Source organism: Streptomyces sp. VTCC 41912, assembly GCF_045799175.1.
Classification (GTDB): Bacteria; Actinomycetota; Actinomycetes; order Streptomycetales; family Streptomycetaceae; genus Streptomyces; species Streptomyces albulus_C.
On the sequence record NZ_JBJMAB010000009.1, the window covers coordinates 266,967 to 287,631 of the forward strand.

The 20,665-nt window shown below is 75.8% G+C and carries 17 protein-coding genes and 1 tRNA gene; 12 read left to right on the forward strand and 6 right to left on the reverse strand.

Annotated elements, in window-relative coordinates; genetic code table 11:
• Nucleotides 1-44: 44 nt before the first annotated feature.
• From ACJ6WD_RS16650 to ACJ6WD_RS16660, 3 genes are all read left to right on the forward strand, one after another.
• A complete protein-coding gene (locus ACJ6WD_RS16650) occupies nt 45-1,226 on the forward strand; it encodes a glycosyltransferase family 4 protein (RefSeq protein WP_233657624.1) in 1,182 nt (393 codons plus the stop codon).
• Nucleotides 1,223-2,650 carry a sugar transferase gene (locus ACJ6WD_RS16655; protein ID WP_233657623.1) on the forward strand — a complete coding sequence of 476 codons (1,428 nt, stop codon included), beginning with the start codon at nt 1,223-1,225 and terminating at the stop codon, nt 2,648-2,650. The genes ACJ6WD_RS16650 and ACJ6WD_RS16655 overlap by 4 nt, the downstream gene beginning before the upstream one ends.
• Nucleotides 2,651-2,774: 124 nt before the next feature.
• Nucleotides 2,775-4,016, forward strand: a complete 1,242-nt coding sequence (locus ACJ6WD_RS16660) for a glycosyltransferase (protein WP_331247104.1) — start codon at nt 2,775-2,777, stop codon at nt 4,014-4,016.
• Nucleotides 4,017-4,108: 92 nt separating this feature from the next.
• On the opposite strand, the gene ACJ6WD_RS16665 is transcribed toward ACJ6WD_RS16660, so the two are convergent.
• Entirely contained in the window at nt 4,109-4,591 is a 483-nt protein-coding gene (locus ACJ6WD_RS16665; protein ID WP_233657621.1) for a hypothetical protein, read from the reverse strand.
• A gap of 217 nt (nt 4,592-4,808) precedes the next feature.
• Between ACJ6WD_RS16665 and ACJ6WD_RS16670 the strand changes: the two genes are divergently transcribed.
• Complete coding sequence (locus ACJ6WD_RS16670) at nt 4,809-6,278, forward strand: tetratricopeptide repeat protein (protein ID WP_233657620.1); 1,470 nt, start codon at nt 4,809-4,811, stop codon at nt 6,276-6,278.
• Between the two features lie 75 nt (nt 6,279-6,353).
• Here the strand turns inward: ACJ6WD_RS16670 and ACJ6WD_RS16675 are convergent, their stop codons facing one another.
• Entirely contained in the window at nt 6,354-6,947 is a 594-nt protein-coding gene (locus ACJ6WD_RS16675; RefSeq protein ID WP_233657619.1) for a histidine phosphatase family protein, read from the reverse strand.
• A 178-nt stretch (nt 6,948-7,125) separates the two neighbouring features.
• On the opposite strand from ACJ6WD_RS16675, the gene ACJ6WD_RS16680 reads away from it, so the two are divergent.
• From ACJ6WD_RS16680 to ACJ6WD_RS16705, 6 genes are all read left to right on the forward strand, one after another.
• Nucleotides 7,126-8,433, forward strand: coding sequence for a hypothetical protein (locus tag ACJ6WD_RS16680; RefSeq protein ID WP_407616045.1), 1,308 nt, complete (start codon nt 7,126-7,128; stop codon nt 8,431-8,433).
• On the forward strand, nt 8,424-9,971 hold the full coding sequence (locus ACJ6WD_RS16685) for a hypothetical protein (protein WP_407616046.1): 1,548 nt from the start codon (nt 8,424-8,426) through the stop codon (nt 9,969-9,971). The genes ACJ6WD_RS16680 and ACJ6WD_RS16685 overlap by 10 nt, the downstream gene beginning before the upstream one ends.
• A 49-nt stretch (nt 9,972-10,020) precedes the next feature.
• Nucleotides 10,021-11,379, forward strand: coding sequence for an AAA domain-containing protein (locus tag ACJ6WD_RS16690; RefSeq protein WP_376553802.1), 1,359 nt, complete (start codon nt 10,021-10,023; stop codon nt 11,377-11,379).
• Between the two features lie 172 nt (nt 11,380-11,551).
• Nucleotides 11,552-11,935 carry a hypothetical protein gene (locus ACJ6WD_RS16695; protein WP_063745834.1) on the forward strand — a complete coding sequence of 128 codons (384 nt, stop codon included), beginning with the start codon at nt 11,552-11,554 and terminating at the stop codon, nt 11,933-11,935.
• Between the two features lie 229 nt (nt 11,936-12,164).
• Nucleotides 12,165-12,791, forward strand: a complete 627-nt coding sequence (locus ACJ6WD_RS16700; RefSeq protein ID WP_233657615.1) for a bifunctional DNA primase/polymerase — start codon at nt 12,165-12,167, stop codon at nt 12,789-12,791.
• 56 nt (nt 12,792-12,847) lie between these two features.
• Nucleotides 12,848-12,921 (forward strand) — tRNA-Lys (locus tag ACJ6WD_RS16705).
• Between the two features lie 51 nt (nt 12,922-12,972).
• Here ACJ6WD_RS16705 and ACJ6WD_RS16710 read toward each other — a convergent pair.
• Complete coding sequence (locus ACJ6WD_RS16710) at nt 12,973-14,178, reverse strand: M6 family metalloprotease domain-containing protein (protein WP_233657614.1); 1,206 nt, start codon at nt 14,176-14,178, stop codon at nt 12,973-12,975.
• Nucleotides 14,179-14,581: 403 nt separating this feature from the next.
• Between ACJ6WD_RS16710 and ACJ6WD_RS16715 the strand changes: the two genes are divergently transcribed.
• The gene (locus ACJ6WD_RS16715) at nt 14,582-16,411 is read left to right on the forward strand and encodes a bifunctional diguanylate cyclase/phosphodiesterase (protein ID WP_233657613.1); all 1,830 of its coding nucleotides are present in this window, start codon (nt 14,582-14,584) and stop codon (nt 16,409-16,411) included.
• 28 nt (nt 16,412-16,439) lie between these two features.
• Here the strand turns inward: ACJ6WD_RS16715 and ACJ6WD_RS16720 are convergent, their stop codons facing one another.
• The 3 genes from ACJ6WD_RS16720 to ACJ6WD_RS16730 all read right to left on the reverse strand — a co-directional run bounded on the left by ACJ6WD_RS16720 (nt 16,440) and on the right by ACJ6WD_RS16730 (nt 19,459).
• Nucleotides 16,440-17,570, reverse strand: coding sequence for an LLM class flavin-dependent oxidoreductase (locus tag ACJ6WD_RS16720; RefSeq protein ID WP_016574265.1), 1,131 nt, complete (start codon nt 17,568-17,570; stop codon nt 16,440-16,442).
• 211 nt (nt 17,571-17,781) lie between these two features.
• Nucleotides 17,782-18,507, reverse strand: a complete 726-nt coding sequence (locus ACJ6WD_RS16725; protein ID WP_407616047.1) for a decarboxylase — start codon at nt 18,505-18,507, stop codon at nt 17,782-17,784.
• 49 nt (nt 18,508-18,556) lie between these two features.
• Entirely contained in the window at nt 18,557-19,459 is a 903-nt protein-coding gene (locus ACJ6WD_RS16730; RefSeq protein WP_016574267.1) for an aspartate/glutamate racemase family protein, read from the reverse strand.
• 207 nt (nt 19,460-19,666) lie between these two features.
• Here ACJ6WD_RS16730 and ACJ6WD_RS16735 point away from each other — a divergent pair, with 207 nt between their 5' ends.
• Complete coding sequence (locus ACJ6WD_RS16735; protein WP_233657612.1) at nt 19,667-20,641, forward strand: D-2-hydroxyacid dehydrogenase; 975 nt, start codon at nt 19,667-19,669, stop codon at nt 20,639-20,641.
• Nucleotides 20,642-20,665: the final 24 nt, after the last annotated feature.

Sequence of the window (20,665 nt, forward strand, 5' to 3'; positions counted from 1 at the left end):
TCCCGCGGAGTTCTGACAGCTCGGTAATCAGGGGAGCAGTGCGCGTGCTGCCACAAGACCTGCCGTCCCAGGACCGGCTCACGGTCCTCCATGTGTCCCAGCCGGTCGACGGCGGGATCGCCCGGGTCATCGCCGACCTGGTGCGGTCCCAGGTGGCGGCCGGACTGCGGGTGGTGGTGGCCGCACCGCCCGGCGGGATCCTGCACGTGGAGGCCGCCATCGCGGGCGCCGAAGTGGTGCTCTGGCCGGCCCGCGGCACCCTCCGGACGGTGCTGTCCGGCCGCCGGCGACTGGCCCGGCTGGTCCGGCGCGCCGGCCCCCACCTCGTGCACGCGCACGGTCCCCGCGCCGGGTACACCGCCCGAATGGCGCTGCGCGGACGCATCCCGACGGTCCACCAGCCGCACTGCTGGCCGTTCGAGGTGGTCGGCGGGTTGGCGGCGCGGGTCTGGGAGCGGTACGCGGCGCGCTGGACGCACCGGGTGCTGTGCGTGAGCGAGGCCCAGCGGCGGCGCGGCGCGGCCGTCGGGGTGACGGGCCGGTGGGTGGTCATCCCCAACGGCGTGGACCTGCGGCGCTTCGCGCCCGCCGCCGATGCCGCCGACGACGCCCGGGAGGCGCTGCGCGAGGCCCTGCCCGGGCTGCGCGACGCGGTGCCGGTCGGGGCGCCGCTGGTGGTGTGCGTGGCCCGGCTGTGCGCGCAGAAGGGCCAGTCGACGCTGTTGCGGGCCTGGCCCGAGGTGGCCGCGGCGGTCCGGGACGCCCGGCTGGTGCTGGTCGGGGACGGGCCGGACCGGGCGGCCCTGGAACGGTCCGCGCCGCCCGGGGTGGTGTTCGCCGGCGCCGCCGACAGTGCCGCCCCCTGGTACCGGGCGGCGGACCTGGTGGTGGTGCCGTCGCGGTGGGAGGGGATGGCGCTGGTCCCGTTGGAGGCGATGGCGTGCGGGATCCCGGTGGTGCTCAGCGACGTCGGCGGAGCCCGGGAGTGCCTGCCGGCCGATGCCGCGGACGACTGCCTGGTGCCGCCGGACGACCCGGCCGCCCTGGCCCGGGCCCTGACCGCCCTGCTGTCCGACCGCGACCGGCGGGCCGCGCTCGGCGTCCGGCTGGCGGAGCACGTACGGATGGCCCACGACGTGCAGCGGACCGCGGGCGCGGTGCTCAACGTCTACCGCGAACTGCTCGCCGTACCGCCCGTCCTGACCACGACGCGGACCGATCGATGAGCGCCGACCGCGCGGACGCGCCCGCCCGGCACGCCGGGACGCTGCCCCGGCCGGCCGCCCCGGGCCGGCCGCCCCGCCCGGCGTCCGCCGCCCCGCCGGCACCGGTCCGGGCCGGCCGGCCGCTGCCGCGGCGGGCGGCCCCGGTCCTGCTCGCGACAGCGGACGCCCTGGCCACCGCCGGTGCGGCCCTCCTCGTGGAAGCGGACCCGGCGGTGCTCGCCGGGCTAGTGCCGGTCCTGCTGCTGCTCAACGCGCGGGCCGGCCTGTACCGTCCGGGCCCCGCGCCGGCCGCGCTCGACGAGACGGCGCCGCTGGTGGGCCGGGCCGCGACCGCCTGGTGCGCCACGGCCGCGGCGCTGGCCGCGCTGCGCCCCGGGGACGCGCTGGGCCCGGTCGCCCTGCCGGCCGCGGTGGCCGCGACGGCGGTGCTGGCCGGCGCCGGCCGGGCCGTGGTGTACCGGGTCCGGCGGGCCGCCGCCCGGCGCCGCCCGCGGTCGGTGCTGCTGGTCGGACCGGAGCCGGCGGGCCGGCAGTTGGCCGTGGCCCTCCTGGCGCACCCGGAGTACGGGCTGCACCCGGTGGGCGTGGTGGCGACCGGACCGGCCGGGCCCGACGGCGTCCCGCCCGGTGCCGGACCGCCGCTGCTGCGCTCCTCCGAGGCGGTGACCCGCGCGGTCATCCGGCACACCGTCCGCGACGCGGTGTTCCTGCTGCCGCCGGAGAGCGACCCCTACTCCGCGGCGCTGCTCCGCCGGTTCCTCGGGCAGGGCGCGGCCGTCTGGCTGGCCGGGGCCGCCGCCGGGCGCGACGGGCGGCCGGCGGCGCCGGGCACCGAACACCTGTGGGGGTTCGCCTGCCGGCCGTACGAGACCGCGCGGTCGCGGCCCGGCAGTCCGGTCAAACGGGCCGTGGACCTCGTCGTGGCGTCGGTGGCGCTGGTGCTGACGGCGCCGCTGCTGCTCGGCTGCGCGCTGGCGATCCGGCTGGCGGACGGGCCCGGGGTGTTCCACCGGCCGGAGCGCGTCGGCAAGGACGGCCGCCACTTCGCCCTGCTGCGGTTTCGCACCGGGCGCCCCGGTGGCCGGCCCGGCCGCGTCGGGCGGTGGCTGCGGCGCACCGCGCTGGACGGGCTGCCGCAGCTGTGGAACGTGCTGCGCGGCGAGCTGAGCCTGGTCGGGCCGCGCCCCGAACGCCCGTCCCGGGCCGCGGAGTGCGCCCGCCGGCATCCCGACTACGCGGCCCGGCTCCGGATGCCGCCCGGCCTCACCGGCCTGGCGCAGGTGCACGGGCTGCGCGACGGCGCCCGGGCCGAGGACCGGACGCGGTTCGACAACCTCGCCATCGACGGCTGGTCGCCCGGGCAGGACCTGCGGATCCTGCTGCGGGCCGCGATCCGGCCGCGGTTCCGGCGGGAGGGCCGGTGACCCCGGCCCCGGCGGCGCCGCCCGCCGCCGTCCCCCCGGCGCCGCGCCGCCGCGCACAGCCCCACGACGAGGCCGACCCGGCCGCTGACCAGGCCACCCTGGCCGCTACCCCTGGAGGGACCCGGTGAAAGTCCTGCACGTCATCACCGGCCTCGAAGTGGGCGGCGCCGCGCTGCAGCTGCGGCTGCTGCTGCGCCGGCTGCCCGCCCACTGCGAGGTCGTCACCCTGACCAACCCCGGCCCGCTCGCCGAGGCCATCGAGGCGGACGGCATCCGCGTCACCCACCTCGGCATGACCGGCAACCGGGACCTGTCCGCACTCCCCCGGCTGGCCGGCCTGATCCGCGACGTCGGCCCCGACCTCGTCCACACCCACCTGTACCGGGCGTGCGTCTACGGCCGGATCGCGGCCCGCCTGGCCGGTGTCCGGGCGGTCGTCGCCACCGAGCACTCGCTGGGCGACGCGGTCATCGAGGGCCGGCGGCTGACCCGCGGCGTGCGCACCCTGTACCGGGCCACCGAACGGCTGGGCTCGGCGACCGTCGCCGTCTCGGACACCGTCGCCGCCCGGCTGCGCCGCTGGGGCGTCCCCGAGCGGCGCATCCACGTGGTGCCCAACGGCATCGAGGCGCACCGCTTCGCCTACGACCCGGCCGCGCGGGCCGCGGTCCGGGCCCGGCTCGGCCTGCCGGTCGACGCGTTCGTGGTCGGCGGCGCCGGCCGGCTGGTGCCCGGCAAGCGGTTCGACGTCCTGGTCCGTGCGGTGACCCAGCTTCCCGGCGTCCACCTGCTGCTGGCCGGTGACGGACCGGAACGGGAGCTGCTCCGGCGGACCGCCGGGCAGTTCGGCTCCGGCGACCGGATCCACCTGCTCGGCGCCCGCAGCGGCGTGGACCGGCCGGCGGCCGGCGACGGGCCGGACATCCCCGGGCTGCTGTCGGCCATCGACGTCTTCGTCTCGCCCTCCCCCGACGAGGCGTTCGGGCTGGCGACCCTGGAGGCCCTGGCCGCCGGACTGCACGTCCTGCACGGCAGCTGCCCGGTCGTCGACGAACTCCCCGACGACCAAGCCCCCGGCGCCCGCCGCTTCGGCCACGGCGTGCACGAACTGACCGCCGCACTACGGGAGTTGCGCCGCACCGAGGTGGTCCGGCTGCCGGTGCCGCCGGTGGTGCGGCGCTACGACATCGACCGCAGCGCGCAGGAGTTGATGGCCGTCTACGAGGAGGCCCGGGCCGCGGCGCGCCGGACCCGCCCCGGGGCGGCGCCCGCCGGGCCGCCGCCGCAGGGCCTGCCGCCGGGCGTCTCGCTGCCCGACCCGTCCCCGGCGCCGCTGCCCGACGGGCACTCGCTCTCCCAGCGCTGACCCGGCGGCGGGTCGACCGGTCCGGCAACGGCCAAGGGGCGGCACCACGGCCGCCCCTCACCGGCGCCGTCGCCTCGCGGACGGCGGTCACCTCACTGGCAGCGGTCGACCGCCTCGATCGTGCGGGCCGCCTCGCCCAGCGCCGCCCGCAGCACCGTCGGGTCGGTGGCGTCGCCGTACGCCCCCTCCGGCGGGACCAGCCAGCCGGTGCCGTTCACCGGCGGCTCCGGCGGCGCCCCGTCGTCCGGCGCGCCGTAGGCGGCCCCGCGCGCGTAGGTCTGGGTGCAGGCGCTGCCCGGCACGTCCCAGCCGTCGGCCGTGCCCGGCGGGACCAGGAAGCCGAGGGTGTCGCAGGCGCCGTCGTGCAGGACCGGGCCGACGCCGTCCCGCCAGCGCAGGATGTCCACCGCCTCCAGGCCCTGCCGGGCCGGCACCGTGACCAGGTCACAGGGCTGGACGACGGTCACCGGGGCGGTATGCCCCTCGCGGCCCGCGGTCCGGCCCGCGGACTCCTTGCCGCCCCTGCTGACGCCGGTCTCCCACACGGAGAACCCCTCCTCCTGCACGCGCCACACCCTTTACACCGTCTCCAACGGCGAAACGCGTCAACAGCTACGGCGGCGGAACGCTGCAAAGGATGGCACTTCATGGCGGATCGCGGGTGAGATATTCCGGTTTGTTGCCAAACGCAGGGTGTCGGACCCGTCACAGCGGGTACCGTCGTCCCGCCGCACCGCCAGGACGCGGCACGGTCACACGATGGCACGGAGTAGGGCACGGAAGAGGTCCGCCATGGCGTCGCAAGCGCAGCGTTCAGCGTCGTCCCGCACCGTACCCGCCCGTCCGAACACCGCCTTCCGACAGCTGCGCGGCCGGCTGTCGCCCGGTGAGTTCGCGGCGGCGGTCCGACGGGCCGCCCGTGAGATCGGCGAGCAGGTCTCGTGCGACGCCCGCTACGTGGGCCGCGTCGAATCCGGGGAGATCCGGTGCCCGAACTACGCCTACGAACGGGTGTTCCGGCACATGTTCCCCGGGCTGACGCTGCCCGACATGGGGTTCGCGCCGCGCGAGACGGTACGCGGACGGGGGGCCCGTACGTCGCCGGACAGCGCCGCGCCCCTGGCGACCGACCCCGACCACCGCGATACCCGTATCCAGAACTGCGAGGAGAGCGACGTGCTACGTCGCGCGTTCATCACCGGCGGCCCGGCGGCCGCCCTGGGCCTGACCGGCCTCTGCCCGGCCGGCCGGACCGACCCCCCGGTACCCGCACCGACCGCACCGGAGGGCCCCGCAGCGCCCCTTGCCGCCGTGCCGGGGCCCCGCACCGCCCCCGGCGCCCGGGCCGGCGCCACCGAAGCCACCGCCGTCGAAGAGGCGGTGCGCCGGATCCGCCTGCTGGACGACCGGCACGGCGCCGACGGCCTGTACCACCGTGCCACCCAACCCCTGCGCGCCGCCTACGAACTGCTGGACGCCGGCGCCCAACGCCGGGCGATCTACGACCGGCTGCACGCCGGCGCGGGCGAACTCGCGATCTCCGTGGGCTGGTTGGCCCACGACTCCGGCCGCTTCGACGACGCCCGTTCGCACTACGCGGAGGCGCTGTCCACCGCCCGGGTCTGCGGCGACGCCGCCCTGGAGGCGCACGCCTTCTGCAACACCGCCTTCCTGGCCCGCGACGCCGGCCGGCCGCGCGAGGCGGTGCGGGCCGCGCAGGCAGCCCAACAGGCCGCCAAGCGGCTCGGTTCGCCGCGGCTGCGGTCCCTGCTGGCGCTGCGCGAGGCCGGCGGCTGGGCGGGCCTCGGCGACCGCACCGGCTGCACGCAGGCGCTGGCCCGGGCCGAGCGGCTGTTCGCGGCCGGGCCCGGGGAGCGCGACCCGGAGTGGATGAGCTTCTACGGGGAGGCCGAACTGGAGGGCCTCACGGCGCAGTGCTGGTCCGCACTGGGCGAACGGGGGCGCGCGGCGGAGCACGCACGCCGGGCGGTGGCGCTCCAGGACCCGCACTTCACCCGCAACATCGCCCTGTTCACCGCGGAACTGGCCGGCAACCTCACGGCGAACGGCACCGTCGACGAGGCCGCCACCGCAGCCCTCCAGGCGCTCACGCTGCTGTCCCGGGTCCACTCCGCCCGGATCCGGGCGATGCTGGACGACACGGCGCGGGCGTTGCGCCCGTACCGCAGTTGCGGCCCGGTCGGCGAGTTCCTGGACCGCTACCGGACGGCCGACGCCCCCGTAGGGCGGCAACCGGCCTGAGCCGTGGCCCGGCCCACGGCCCCGTCTGAACGGGCGCGGCGGCCGCAACGGGCGCGAAGGGCGCGGCGGCGGTGCTCAGTCCAGGTGCCCGGTCTCGTTCCAGCTCACCACGGCCGGCTCGCCGTACGCCCAGCCGAGCACCGACAGGGACGTCGGCGCCAGTCGGAGCCGGGCCGCGAAGGAGACGTCCAGGCCCAGCCAGCGCGCCCCCAGGACCCGCAGGATGTGGCCGTGCGCGAAGACCAGCACGTCCCGGTCGGCCGAGCGCGCCCAGTCGACCACCTCGTCGGCCCGCGCGGAGACCTCGGCGAGCGTCTCGCCGGCCGGCACCCCGTCCCGCCAGATCAGCCAGTCCGGCCGGTCGGCCTTGATCTGCGCCGGGGTCAGCCCCTCGTAGGCGCCGTAGTCGACCTCCAGCAGCGCGTCCCACTCCTGGGCCCGCGCACCGAAACCGGCCAGTTCGCAGGTCTCCTTGGCGCGCACCAGCGGGCTGGTGCGGACCTCGACGCCCGGCAGGCCGGCCCAGGGGGCGCGGTGCAGCCGCTCGCCGAGGAGCTTGGCGCCCTGCCGCCCCTCGTCCAGCAGGGGGATGTCGGTGCGTCCGGTGTGCCGGCCGGAGACGGACCACTCCGTCTGCCCGTGCCGGGCCAGGAGAATGCGCGGTGCCATGGGTCGTACCTCTCGCCGGATTCCCGGCTTGTCGTCGTGCTTCGCTGGGCGCGGGCGGCGCTGACCGCGGCCCTTCCATCATCGCGCACCCGGCGGAAAACCCCGGCGGGGGCCCTGGCGGGGCCACCGGCACGGGGCCCGGGCGGCGCCCCCGGCGCCCGCCGTCGCGGTGGAGGCGATGCCCGCGGCGGGCGTGGTGGATGCGAGACTTCGGCAGGTGAACGTTTCCCGCGAGAGCCCACCGAGCCCGCCGCCGGGGGCGCCTCCCGGCGTGATCCGGGGGAGTTTGACGGAACTGCGCGGGCCGGGGGTGCGCCCCCGGTCGCTGGACGCCCGCGCGCTGGCCGCGCTGGCCGCCAATCCCGGCTGTCGACGCCGGGCACTGCTGGACGGCGCGGGCGTCGACAAGGGCGCGCTGGCCCGCGCGCTGGGATCGCCCGCGGGCTACGGGCAGTCCCAGTTCGCGCTGGTCCGCGGCAACTCCTTCGAGGCCCGGGTGAAGGCCGACGGCGGCGTCGAACTGCTGCGGCTGGTGTGCGAACGGCTGGCACCGGGCACCGCCCTGCCGGAGGTCGACGCGGTCGCCCGGCCCGACCTGTCCGCGGCCGGCCCCGAGGGGCGGGCGGCGCGCACCGCGCTGGCGCTGCGCGAGGCGACCGCGGCCGGCGACTGGGCCCTGCTGGACCACCCGCTGCTGGCGATGGACGTCGCCGGCTCGCCGGCCTACGTGGAACCGGACGCCGTGGTCGTGCATCCGGACGGCGGCTGGACGGTCGTCGAGATCAAGTCCTTCCCGATGATCGACGGGGCCGCGGACGCCGCAAAGGTCGGTGCCGCGGCCCGCCAGGCGGCGGTCTACGTCCTCGCCCTGGAGCCGGTGGCCGAGCACACCGCGGCGTACACCGGCCGCCCCGTCGCCGTCCACGACCGGGTCCTGCTGGTCTGCCCCAAGGACTTCTCCAACCTCCCGACCGCCGCCACCGTCGACGTCCGCAAGCAACTCGCCACCACCCGGCGCCAGTTGGCCCGCCTCACCCGCGTCGAAGAGATCGCCGCCGCGCTCCCCCCGGGGACCACCTTCGACCTCGGGCTGAGCGACGACGGCCAGACCGCGACCCGGCCGGCCGCCGAACTGACCGAGGCGGTGGAAGCGGTCCCCGCGGCCTACGCGCCCGAGTGCCTGGCCGCCTGCGAACTGGCCTTCCACTGCCGCAAGCACGCCCGCGAGGACGGCGCGGTGGAGGCACTGGGCCGCGGCGCGCGGGGCGAACTGGGCGGGCTGCGCACCGTCGGCGAGGCGCTGGCGGCGGCCGCCGGCGACCCCGGCGCGAACCCCGACGACCCGGCCGTCCAGGCCCTGCGCGCGGCCGCCGCACTGCGCCGCGCGGCCCTCGCCGACGCCTCCGGCGCACGCGCCGACTCCACCGGAGCGGCTGACGCCGCGCCCCTACCCGCACCGCGGACCGGGGAGGACCCGTGTCACTGATCGAGACGCTGGCCAGGATGGAGGCGGCGGCCGCCGGCCGCGCCCAGCCGCGGACCACGGTCCGCCACCGCCACCTCGCCGCCCGCCCGTTGGTCCTCGTCCCGCTGACCACCGCCGGTGAGGCCGGCGCCCCGTTGGGCGCCCTGGTCGGCACCGACCGCGAGAAGCCGCTGCTGTTGACGGTCCCCCAGCCCCGGGACCGTGACCTGCGGTTCGCCTTCCTCGCCGACCTGGCCGAGGCGGTGCTGCCCTATGTGGACGGCTTCGCCGACGACGTCGAGTTCGAGGAGCGCAAGGAGACCGACGCGGAGACCGGCAAGAAGGTCCCGGTCCAGGTCGAACTGTGCGCCGACGCGCCCCAGTTGATCGTGCCCAGCACCGCCGGCATCGAGTACGTGCGCCTGTTGGGCCGCTCGATGCGGTTCCGGCGGACGGCCGAGCAGGAGCCGGAGACGCCCTTCCCCGCGCCGCCGCACGTGCCGCTGCTGGGCCGCTGGTTCACGCACTTCGGCGAGCGGGCCCGGGTGCCGGGCGCCTGCCTGCTGCTGTCCCTGACGGAGCTCCTGACCCGCCACTGGGCGACCGGCCAGAGCGCCCTGGAGGACCAGCACCTGGGCGCGCTGCTCGCCTGGATCTCCCCGCCGCCCGGTGTACCGGCCCAGCGGGCCGCCGAGTTCGCCGAGGCGGGCCGCGACGCGGGCGGCCAGCTCTACTGCCCGCCGGCCGGACCGGCCACCGACCCGGCGTTCGACAACCGGCTGCTGGCGCCCGCGATGGCCCGTTACGACGCCGGCACCCCCGGGGCGGAGGAGGAGGTCCGCGCCCTCGTCGAGAGCCAACTGCGCCCCACCTGGGACGCCGTCTGGCAGGGCATCGACCTGCTCCGCGGCCTGCCCGAGGGCGCCCGGGTCGCCGACCGCTGGAAGCGCGACCGCTGGTCGTACACCGCCCACCGCGACCGGATCCGCGCCGGCGAACCGCCGCAGCCCAAGCGGGACGACGCGGTCACCGCCGCCCGGAAGCTCGCCGCCCGGGAGGGCGCGCAGGCCCAACTGGACGCCCACGAAGCCCTGGACGACCCCCTGGTGATGGCCGCCCGCCGGCTCGCCGGCGAGGCGCTCCAAGGCACCGTCGCCGACGTGGAGATGGCGTTCTCCGAGGGCAAGCGGCCGATGCCGCGCCCCTTGGTGACGCTGCGCACCGACGACCGTCCGCCGCTGGCCGAGGGCACCAAGCTCCACCGCACGCTGTCCGACGGGCGCACCCAGACCGCCGAGTTCGTGGCGTACGCCGCCGGCGCGGAGGGCGCGCCGGTGGTCCGGCTCACCGGCGGCATGGGCCGTGGCCGCACGCCGGAGCCGGGCTCGGTCCCGGAACCCGGCGACGTCCTGTGCTGGACGCTGTTCGAACACGCCCCGCGCGGCGGCCCCGCCCTGCCGGAGCCGGAGGACACCCCGTGGACGCACGGCGGCCCGCCGCCCGGCCCCGGTGACGCGCCGCCCGTCGCCGATCCGGTCACCCCCGAGGACTTCCTGTGACCCGCGCCGCCCGCCCCACGCCCGCCAACTCCCCGGAAGGCGAACCGGCATGACGCCCCCGCCGCCCCTGCCCGCGCCGCCGCCGACCGACCCCGCCGCGGCGGCGGCCCGGGCGACCGACGCGATCCTCCACGACACGCTGCACAGCACCCGGCGCGGCGTGGTCGTCGACTCCCCGCCGGGCGCCGGGAAGTCCACCCTGGTCGTCCGCGCCGCCCGCGAACTGGCCGCGGCGGGCCGCCGCCTGATGATCGTCGCGCAGACCAACGCCCAGGTCGACGACCTCGTCCAGCGCCTCGCCGCGAAGGACCCCGAGCTGCCCGTGGGCCGCCTCCACAGCAGCGAACCCGGCGCGTTCGACCCGGCCCTGGCCGAGCTGCCCGCCGTCCGCACCTCCGCCAAGATCGCCGAGCTGGCGGCGCTGGACGTGGTGGTCTCCACCGCCGCCAAGTGGGCCTACACCAAGGTCGAGGAGCCCTGGCGGCACGCCATCGTGGACGAGGCGTACCAGATGCGTTCCGACGCGCTGCTGAGCGTCGCCGGCCTCTTCGAGCGGGCGCTCTTCGTCGGCGACCCGGGCCAGCTCGACCCGTTCAGCGTGGTCGGCGCCGACCAGTGGGCCGGCCTGTCCTACGACCCCTCCGCCAGTGCCGTCTCCACCCTCCTCGCCCACAACCCCGACCTGCCGCAGCACCGCCTCCCCGTCTCCTGGCGGCTGCCGGCGTCCGCCGCGCCGCTGGTCTCCGGCGCCTTCTACCCGTACACGCCGTTCCGCAGCGGCACCGGGCCCGACGACCGGCGGCTGGCGTTCGGCGTCCGGGGCGACGGTTCGGCCGTGGACCGCGTCCTGGACGAGGCCGCGGAATCCGGCTGGGGGCTCCTGGAGCTGCCGGCCCGACACACGCCGCGCACGGACCCGGAGGCGGTCCGCGCCGTCGCCCGGGTCGTGCGTCGGGTACTGGACCGCGGCGGGGTCGCCACCAGCGAGCAGGCCGACGGCGGGCAGCCGCTGACGGCCGCCCGGATCGCGGTCGGCACCGCCCACCGCGACCAGGCCGCGGCGGTCCGGGCGGCCCTCGCCGAGCTGGGCGTCACCGGCGTCACGGTGGACACCGCCAACCGCCTCCAGGGCCGCGAGTTCGACGTCACCGTCGTCCTGCACCCGCTCTCCGGCCGCCCCGACGCGACCGCCTTCCACCTGGAGACCGGGCGCCTGTGCGTGCTCGCCTCCCGGCACCGGCACGCCTGCGTCGTCGTCTGCCGCGCCGGGGTCGCCGAACTCCTCGACGAACATCCCGCCACGGATCCCGTGCAGCTGGGCGTCACGGTGAAGTTCCCCGACGGCTGGGAGGCGAACCACGCCGTGCTCGCGCACCTCGCGGAGCACCGGGTGCCGCTGCGGGGGTAGTGCGGCCGGGTGCCCCTGCCACCGGGCTCCGGGCGCGCGCCGCGGCAGGCGCGGTTCCAGCCGGTGGCCCCGGTGTCGGCCGGCGTCGGGGGCCGTCGTCACGGGCGCCCCGGTGGCCCCCTTGCGGAGGGCGGGACAATGGAATGCGGCACACAACCATGGAGGTAGGTACATGTCCGAGCCGCAGCCGGCTCCCGATCCACGCGGTACGGCGCCCGCCCCCCGCCGCATGAGGCCCGCGCAGTTGCTGTTCGAGCCGCCCGAGGCCACCGTCGACCCCGAGCACTTCTTCGGGCTGGAGTCGGTCGAGGACCCCGGCGCGCTGCTCGGCCGCGCGACCGAGCTCGCCCTGGCGTTCCGCGCGGCGGCCGACCGCGCGACGGAGTTCCAGGCGATGGCCGCCGCCCAGCTGACCGACCCCCGCCGCTTCGACCGGCTGCCGCTGGCCGTGGTCGCCGAGCGGGCCGACTGGACCGAGGACTACGCCCAGAAGATGGTCGAGTTCGGCCAGAGCCTGCTGCGGAGCGGCAGCACCGTGCCGCCCGACACCGACTGACCGGCGCCCGGGCCCCCGCGGCTCCACGGAGGCCGGCGCGCGGCGGTCCGGCCCACGAGCGCCGTGGTCACAGCAATCACTCCGACCCCAGACACCCCTCTCGGCTCATGGTCCTAGATCATGAGCCGCTGGCATATGCGGCGCGGGGAAGATACTCCCCGCCGCCCCGGCCTGTCCCGGTTTCCGCCAATCAGGACTGCCGGGGGCTCCGAGTCGGTAGACCTGTCCCATGAGTGACTGGCTGCCCGAGACTCCGCGGAACCTGGCTTTCCCCACCACTGCGTACGTCACGCTGGCCGGGGCCGACTGGCTCGCCTCCGCCAGCCCGCACCCGGAGGGCATGCACATGCTGTGGGCGGAGCGTCCCGACGCACCCACCGTGCTGCCGTGCGGCGCGGCCTTCGACGTGATCAACACCCCGGCGCTCTTCGGACGGCGCATGGTGGACCGGCTGTGGTCGAGCGGCCCGGGCTCGGGGCCGGTGGCCACCCACCGCGGGCGGATCCTGCTGTTCGCGGCGCCCGGCACCGCCCAGCGGCTGCCCTCCCTGCTGGCCTGGGAGGAGTGGGGCAGCGCCGTGCCGCCCCTGCTGTGCCACGGGAGCGGGGACGCGGTGACGGTCCCGCCGCTGCATCCCCGCCCGCACGCCGCGCGTGACGCGGCGGACGAGACGCCCGCCGGGTCGCGCTGGCTGGTGGCGCCGGACGTCCGCGACCCCTGGCTGCCGGGGCCGGACATCCTGCTGTGGGCCTGCGTGCGGGCCGCCCGCGGCGGGCTCGGCGCGGACCGGGAAAGTGCCCGTCCGCACCACGAAAGCGCTGTTCAGGGCGGGGATCCCGTGCTGACGGGCGGCTGAGGGGAATCGATTTTTGCCCTCCCCGGCCAGGATGCTAATGTTTTCCCCGTCAGCAGGCGCCGCTAGCTCAGTTGGTTAGAGCAGCTGACTCTTAATCAGCGGGTCCGGGGTTCGAGTCCCTGGCGGCGCACAGACGGTCGAAGGCCCCCACTCCGGTGGGGGCCTTCGGCGTGTGCGGGGGTCACGGCGTGCTGCGGGTGACCTTGACCGCCCATTCGCCGTCGGTGGTCCGGCCCTGGACCTGGACGCGCACGCCGTCCTCGGTGTCGTTGAGGCTCTCCCCCACTCCGAGCGGGGCGTCGGCGAGCGGCGGGTAGACGGAGGTGCCCCAGCAGGCGGAGGTGCCGGGGTGGCCGTCGAGCACCTGGACGGGGCCGGCGCCGGAGGCGGTGCCGCTGCGGACGCGGTAGACGAGGACGCCCTCGGCGCAGAGCGAGCGGTCGTTGCCCTCGGCTCCGCGGGCCTCCATGGCGAGGGCGCTGTCGGGGCCGGTGCGGACCACCAGGAGGCGGGGGCGATGGCGGTCGCCGGGGTCCTCGGGGGCGGAGAGGGTGCGCAGCGAGTGCATCCGGGGGTGGTCCAGGCTGACGCAGTCGACCTGGGCGTCGGTGATCCAGCCCAGCCGCCACTTGTGCCAGGCGAAGGGGTCGGGGGCCAGTCCGAACTGGCTGCCCATGAGGTCCCAGTCGCCCACGTAGGTGTCCCAGTCGCCGTGGCCGTTCTCGGGGCGGTGGTAGAGGTCCGGCAGGTCGAAGACGTGGCCGGTCTCGTGCGCGAGGACGTTGCGGTCGGGCGGGCTGTGTTCGAAGACGGTGACGAACCGGCGGAGCTCTGCGCCGTCGGCGTACATCGGCTGGTCGAGGTTGACGACCTTGGTGGCGTCCGAGTCCACGCCCGGGGCGGAGGGGTCGGCGACGAGGTAGACGAGGTCGTAGCGGCTGAAGTCGATGGCCGGGTCGGCCGCGGCGACCGCGTCGCGCAGGTAGGCGGAGCGGCGCCCGGTTTCCCAGTCCCGTTGTATGCCGTACCAGGTGGAGCGGTGCGGCATGCGGACCCAGCGGCGGTGGATGTGGGTGCGGAGGTGGAACTTGCCGTAGGAGGCGCGCTCGAAGAAGCGGGAGGTGCTGGGGAAGTAGTCGGCGGACAGCTGCTGGGGGGTCGTGGTGGGGCGGGCGTCCGGGAAGGACAGGAAGATCATCACCGCGTCGAGGCGGCGGTTCGGTCGGGGGTAGGCGCCGTTCCAGTTGTCGACGCCCTCGGAGTGGTGGGCGTCGGTGCGTCCCAGGGCGCAGGACAGGGCCGCCTCGGAGGCGGTGGCCGGGCCGGCCACGATGGAGGTCGCGACGAGCGCGCTCAAGGAGGTGGCGACGGCTGCGACGCGCCGCATGCGGCGGCGGTCCACCCCGTGGGGTGTCTGGGCGCGCGGCACGTAGACCTCCAGGGGTGGATTCGGGACACCCACTTACCCTGTGGTGATTTCATGCTCTTCGTCTCGTTATGGCAGCCCGTATGAGTGATGGTCACGCCCCCGGCAGGTCGTAACGGAAAGTCACAAGCGACCAACGGGGCAATAGGGACGAACAGAGCCGGGCAGAATTGGCTGAACTTCCGTCATGCGTGCGGATGGTCACGGCTTCGTCGCTGGATCGGCCCTCGTGCCAGCCTCTATGATCGCCACACTTTCCAGGGCGAGGTCCCCCCTCCGTCACGAGACAAGCGCCATGCGGGAGCGAGCAGTGAGCGGACACCCCGACAGCACGGGCCGCATGCCCGGAGCGACACTGCCCTCGGTGACGGAGCGTGAGGGTTCGACCAACGAATCGACGTCCCGGCCCGCTCCCCCGTCCGCCTGCGACGCCTCCGCCCGGTGCGACGACACCGCCGCCTCGCTCGGCGACTACCGCGCCGCCTTCCACACCGCGAGCCTGCCGATGGCCGTCCTCAACCGCGACGGGCTGGTGCTCGCCGCCAACCCCGCGCTGGGCGAGCTGGTGGGCTCCGACCCGGACGACCTGGTCGCGGCCACCGCCGCCGACCTGACCGACCTGGGCGCCGACCCGCGCGTGTGGGCGGCGTACCGGGAGGTGCTGTGCGGCCGCAGCGACCGACTGCGCTCCACCCGTCGGGTGAAGCGGTCCGACGGGAGTTCGGTGTGGGTGGAGGTGACCGTCGAGGCCGTCGCCGAGGGGCCGCTGGGCGGTGCGGAGCGGGTCCTGCTGTCGCTCGCGGACATCAGCGACCGGCACGACCTGCTGGCCCGGCTGCGGCATCTGCAGATGCACGATCCGGTGACCCGGCTGCCCAACCGCACGCTGTTCTTCGAGCGGCTCACCGCGGCGCTGGAGGCGGCCGCGTTCGAGCGGTCGGGCACCGGCCGGATCGGGCTGTGCTACCTCGACCTGGACGGCTTCAAGGCGGTCAACGACACCTTGGGGCACCGGGTCGGTGATCGGCTGCTCAGCGCCGTGGCGCAGCGGCTGACGGGCTGCGCGGAGCACACCGGGGAGCGCGGGCCGGGCCGCGCCGGACACCTGGTGGCGCGGCTGGGCGGCGACGAGTTCGCGCTGCTGGTCGAGGACTCCACCGGCACCGACCAGCTGGCGGAGCTGGCGCAGTCGGTGCTGGACGCGCTCCAGCGGCCGTTCGACCTGGCCGGGCAGCGGCTGTCGGTGTCGGCGAGCATCGGCGTGGTGGAGCGGACCGCGAGCGGCACCACGGCGACCGGGCTGATGCAGGCCGCGGACACCACGCTGTACTGGGCCAAGGAGGACGGCAAGGCCCGCTGGACCCTCTTCGACCCGGAGCGCAACGCGCACCGGATGACCCGGCAGGCGCTGTCCAGCACACTGCGGCCGGCGGTGGACCGCGGCGAGTTCACCCTGGAGTACCAGCCGCTGGTGGGGCTGGGGGACGGCCGGGCGCAGGGCGTGGAGGCGCTGGTGCGCTGGCGGCATCCGCAGTTCGGCGTGCTGTCGCCGAATCGGTTCATCGCGCTGGCCGAGGAGAACGGCGCCATCGTCGAACTGGGCCGCTGGGTACTGGAACGGGCCTGCTACCAGGCGCGGGCCTGGCAGCTGGCGCACCCCGGGGGCGAGCCGCTGTTCGTCAGCGTGAACGTGGCCGTGCGTCAGGTGTGGGACTCCGACCTGGTGGCGGACGTCGCCGGGATCCTGGCGGAGACCGGGCTGCCGCCGCAGCTGCTCCAGTTGGAGCTGACCGAGTCCGCGGTGATGGGGTCGGCGGGCCGGCCGTTGCAGGCCCTCCAGGCGCTCAGCGACATGGGCGTGCGGATCGCCATCGACGACTTCGGCACCGGCTACTCCAACCTCGCCTACCTCAGCCGGCTGCCGGTGTCGGTGCTGAAGCTGGACGGGTCGTTCGTCCACGGCTTCCGCTCGCAGGAGCACCCGAACCCGGCGGACGAGATGATCGTGGAGGCACTGGTCGCGCTGGCGCACCGGCTCGGCCTGACGGTGACCGCGGAGTGCGTGGAGAGCGCCGAGCAGGCCGAACGGCTCCGCCGGATCGGGTGCGACACCGGTCAGGGCTGGCTCTACTCCCGGCCGGTGGCCCCGGACCTGGTGGAGGCGCTCTTGGACGCGGGGCGCGCCTGTAGTTGAGCCGCGCGCCCCGCGCCCGCGCCGTGCGTCAGCCCTGCGGGAGTCCGTAGGCGTCGGCGATGAGGTCGTAGGAGCGCCGGCGCACCTCGCCGGTGTGGGCGTTGGCGGTGATCATCAGCTCGTCGGCGCCGGTGCGCTTGGCCAGGTCGTCGAGGCCCTGGCGGACGGCGTCGGGGGTGCCGTGGACGACGTTGCCGAGCCAGCTGTCGACGAAGTCCTGCTCGACGGCGCTGAAGTGGTGGGCGGCCGCCTCCTCGGGGCTGGGGACTAGGCCGGGGCGGCCGGTGCGCAGCCGGATCATGGCGAGGGCGCCGGTGCGGACCTGGCGCAGGGCCTCCTGCTCGTCCTCGGCCGCCAGCGCGGAGACACCGATCAGGGCGTACGGCTCGGCGAGCACCTCGGAGGGGCGGAACGAGGCGCGGTAGAGGTCCAGGGCGGGGACGGTGTTGGCCGCGGAGAAGTGGTGCGCGAAGGCGAACGGCAGGCCGAGCGTGCCCGCCAGGCGGGCGCTGAAGCCGGAGGAGCCGAGCAGCCACAGGGGCGGGCGGTGCGGGGACTGGACGCCGCCGGGGGCGGTGGCCTGGACGGGGCCGGGCACGGCGTGGATCCGGGCGTAGGGGTGGCCGTCGGGGAAGGAGTCGTCGAGGAAGCGGGTCAACTCGGCGAGCTGCTGCGGAAACTCATCGGCCCCCTCGTGCAGCCGGTCGGTGCGGCGGAGCGCGGCGGCGGTGGCGCCGTCGGTGCCGGGGGCGCGGCCCAGGCCGAGGTCGACGCGGCCGGGGGCCATCGCCTCCAGGGTGCCGAACTGCTCGGCGATGACCAGGGGAGCGTGGTTGGGCAGCATGACGCCGCCGGAGCCGAGCCGGATGCGGTCGGTGTGGGCGGCGAGGTGGGCGAGGAGCACCGCCGGCGAGGAGGACGCGACGCCGGGCATGGAGTGGTGCTCGGCGACCCAGAAGCGGTGGAAGCCGCGGCGCTCGGCGCTGCGGGCGAGTTCGACGGCGGTGCGGATCGCGGCGGTGGCGGTGCTGCCGGCGCCGACCGTCACCAGGTCGAGCACGGACAGGGGGACGGGTGCGGTGCCCAGGGCCGTGCCCCGGATCCCGTCGCCTCCGGGCCGGCCGTCGGTGCCCGGGGTCTGCTGCTGTTCGCCGCTCACGGTGCGGGTCCTCCTCGCGTCGCGCGTCCTTGACGTCGTTGCTGTGCGACGAGGTTAACCGGAGCAATTCTCCGGTTATTCCCGAGCGGGGCGGCGGTTCCGGCCGCGGCGTGGCACCGGCGCGGCCCCGACCGTTCCCGGCCGGGGTCGACGGGGTCCCGGCCGCGGGCCGAACGGCTGCCGGTCGCGGCCGGGATGACGGGCCGGGGCGCTACCCGCGGGCCGTACGGGAGAACAGCATGCCCAGCTCCGGGCAGGCCAGCGGGCGGTCGAGCAGCCGCAGGCCCTCCCAGACCGTCACCTGATTGGCGGTGAGGACCGGTTTGCCGAGCGCGGCTTCGAGGGCGGGCAGGTGGGCGGCGGTGTGCAGGGCGGTGTCGGGCAGGAGGACGGCCTCGGCGTCCGGGTGGTCGCCGGCCCGGGCCAGGGCGAGCACCTCGTCGCGGCCCCAGGTGCCGACCTCGGCGGCGGTGATGATGCCGCTGCCCCGGGTGGCGACGACCTCGGCGCCGGCGGCCTTGAGGAACGCGTGGAAGTACTCGGCGACGTCGGCCGGATAGGTGGCGGCGATCGCGACCCGGCGGACGTCGAGCGCCCGGACGGCGTGCGCGAAGGCGAAGGAGGTGCTGGAGGCGGGCAGCCCGGCGGTGGCCGACAGCTCCCGCACCTGCTGCTGGGCGCCCTCCCAGCCGTAGATGAAGCTGGCGCTCGTGCACGCCCAGACGACGGCCTGGGCGCCGCGGTCCCGCAGCGCGCCGACGCCGGCCCCGAGCCGGGCCGCGGAACCCATCTCCAGCAGCGCGTCGACGCGGTGGGCGTCCTCGCCGATGTCGGTGTGCACGAGCGGCAGGCGGACCGCTCGGCCCAGGAGCGCTTCGAGCCGCGGGTAGTCGTCTTCTGCGGAGTGGCCCGGGTAGAGGAAGCCGACCGATGCCATGCAGTTCTCCCTTGCGGGTGGTGGGTGCGGTGTGCGGTGCGGACCGGGCTCAGCCCGGGGGCTGGTGGCCGGGATCGTCGGGGAGGTAGGGGGACGGTTCGGTGCCGTCGCCCGCGTCGGCCTCGGGCGGCACCGGCGGGCCGGCGAAGGCGGCCTCGGGGGTGGGACAGGATCCGCCCGGCGGCTGGCTGCCGGTCATCGCGGCCGGGCCGCGGCGCGCCACCGGGTCGAGCAGCGCCTGGTACGGCCCGACGGCCTGGATGCCGATCGCGCGCAGCGCGGCCCACACCGTCACCTGATTGGCGGAGAGCACGGGCATCCGCAGTTCCGCCTCCAGTTGGGGGATGACGTCGTAGGTGGGGAGGTTGGTGCAGCTGATGAAGAGGGCGTCCGCGCCGCCGACGACGGCCTCGCGGGCCATGTCGACCACGTCGCGGTAGGGGACCTTCCAGATGTGTCGGGTGAGTCCAAGGTAGGCGCGGCCGGTGACGGTGATCCCGGCCTCGCCCAGGTACTCCTCCAGGGAATCGGTGACCGACTTGGTGTACGGGGTGACGACGGCGACGCGCCGGGCCCCGATCTCCTGGAGCGCCGCGATCGCGGCGCCCGAGGTGGTGAGGGCGGGTACCTCCCCCGCCTGGGTCATGGCCGCGCACATCGCGCGTTCGCCCGCCATGCCGCCGACGAAGCTGCCGGACGTACAGGCATAGGCGATGACCTGGGGCGATACCGCGCACAGCGCCTGGACGGCGGCGTGCAGGGTCTCGTGCTCGCTGACCAGGCGGGCCAGGTCGAGGCTGACCTCGACGGGTACGAAGGGAGTTCGGGTGAGGTGGAGGGACACGTCGTCGGGGACCCAGCGCCACAGCTCGCGGTCGAGTGCGAAGTCGAAGGGGGCGACGACGCCCACGCCGAGCTGAGGCTGTGGGCCACCCAGGAAAGAGACGTCCATGAAGGCCCCTAGAAGGCACGAAGGGCTGATATGGCGCGGCCAGTGGCCGGGGGAGGTGCTGCAGCCGGACAAACCGGGACGTCGGGACAGAGCCGTTGTTGACACGGTAGATACGACTTCTTAGCGTGGTCAATCCTCGCATCTCAGGCATCTGTCGGCGCCCTGTTCCGCGATACGGGGCACACGTTTCAGAATGGTTTCTGACCTATGTCCGATAGCCCCGGCAGCACCCTCCTCGTACTGGGTTCCGACCCGCTCCCCCAGCTGGACCGGCTCACCGGCCGGGCCGATGTCGTCTTCGCCGACGAGAAGACGCTGGCCGGCCTACTCCCCACCGCCGACGTGCTGTTGGCCTGGGACTTCACCTCCGACGCGATCCGGGACAGCTGGCCGGAGCGCGGCCCGCGGCCGCGCTGGGTGCACACCGCGAGCGCCGGCGTGGACCGGCTCATGTGCCCGGCGCTGATCGCCGACGACACCGTCGTCACCAACGCCCGCGGGGTCTTCGAGCAGCCGATCGCCGAGTACGTCGCCGGACTGGTGATCGCCATGGCCAAGGATTTCTACGGGAGTTGGGAGCTCCAGCGGCAGCGGCGCTGGCGGCACCGGGAGACACTGCGGCTGGCCGGCACCCGCGCGGTGGTGGTGGGGTCCGGGCCGATCGGCCGGGCCATCGGCACCACCTTGCTGGCACTGGGTGTCGAGGTCGACCTGGTGGGCCGCCGGGAGCGGACCGGTGATCCGCAGTTCGGCCGGGTGCACGGCGCGGAGGGCTTGAACGCGCTGCTGCCCCACGCGGATTGGGTGGTGTGCGCGGCACCGCTGACGGCGGCGACCCGGGGGATGTTCGGGGCCGCGGCGTTCGCGCTGATGCCGCGCCGGGCCCGCTTCGTCAACGTCGCGCGGGGACCGCTGGTGGACGAGGAGGCGCTGGTCGCGGCGTTGCGGGAGTGGCGGATCGCGGCCGCGGCACTGGACGTCTTCCAACACGAGCCGCTGGCCGCGGACAGTCCGCTGTGGGACGTGCCGCACCTGATCGTCTCGCCGCACATGAGCGGCGACACCCTGGGCTGGCGGGACGCGCTCGCCACCCAGTTCCAGGACAACTTCGACCGGTGGGCGGCCGGGGAGCCGCTGCTCAACGTGGTCGACAAACGCCTCGGATACGTACCGGTGCAGTGACCGCGCGGGCCGTCCGGGTCCGGC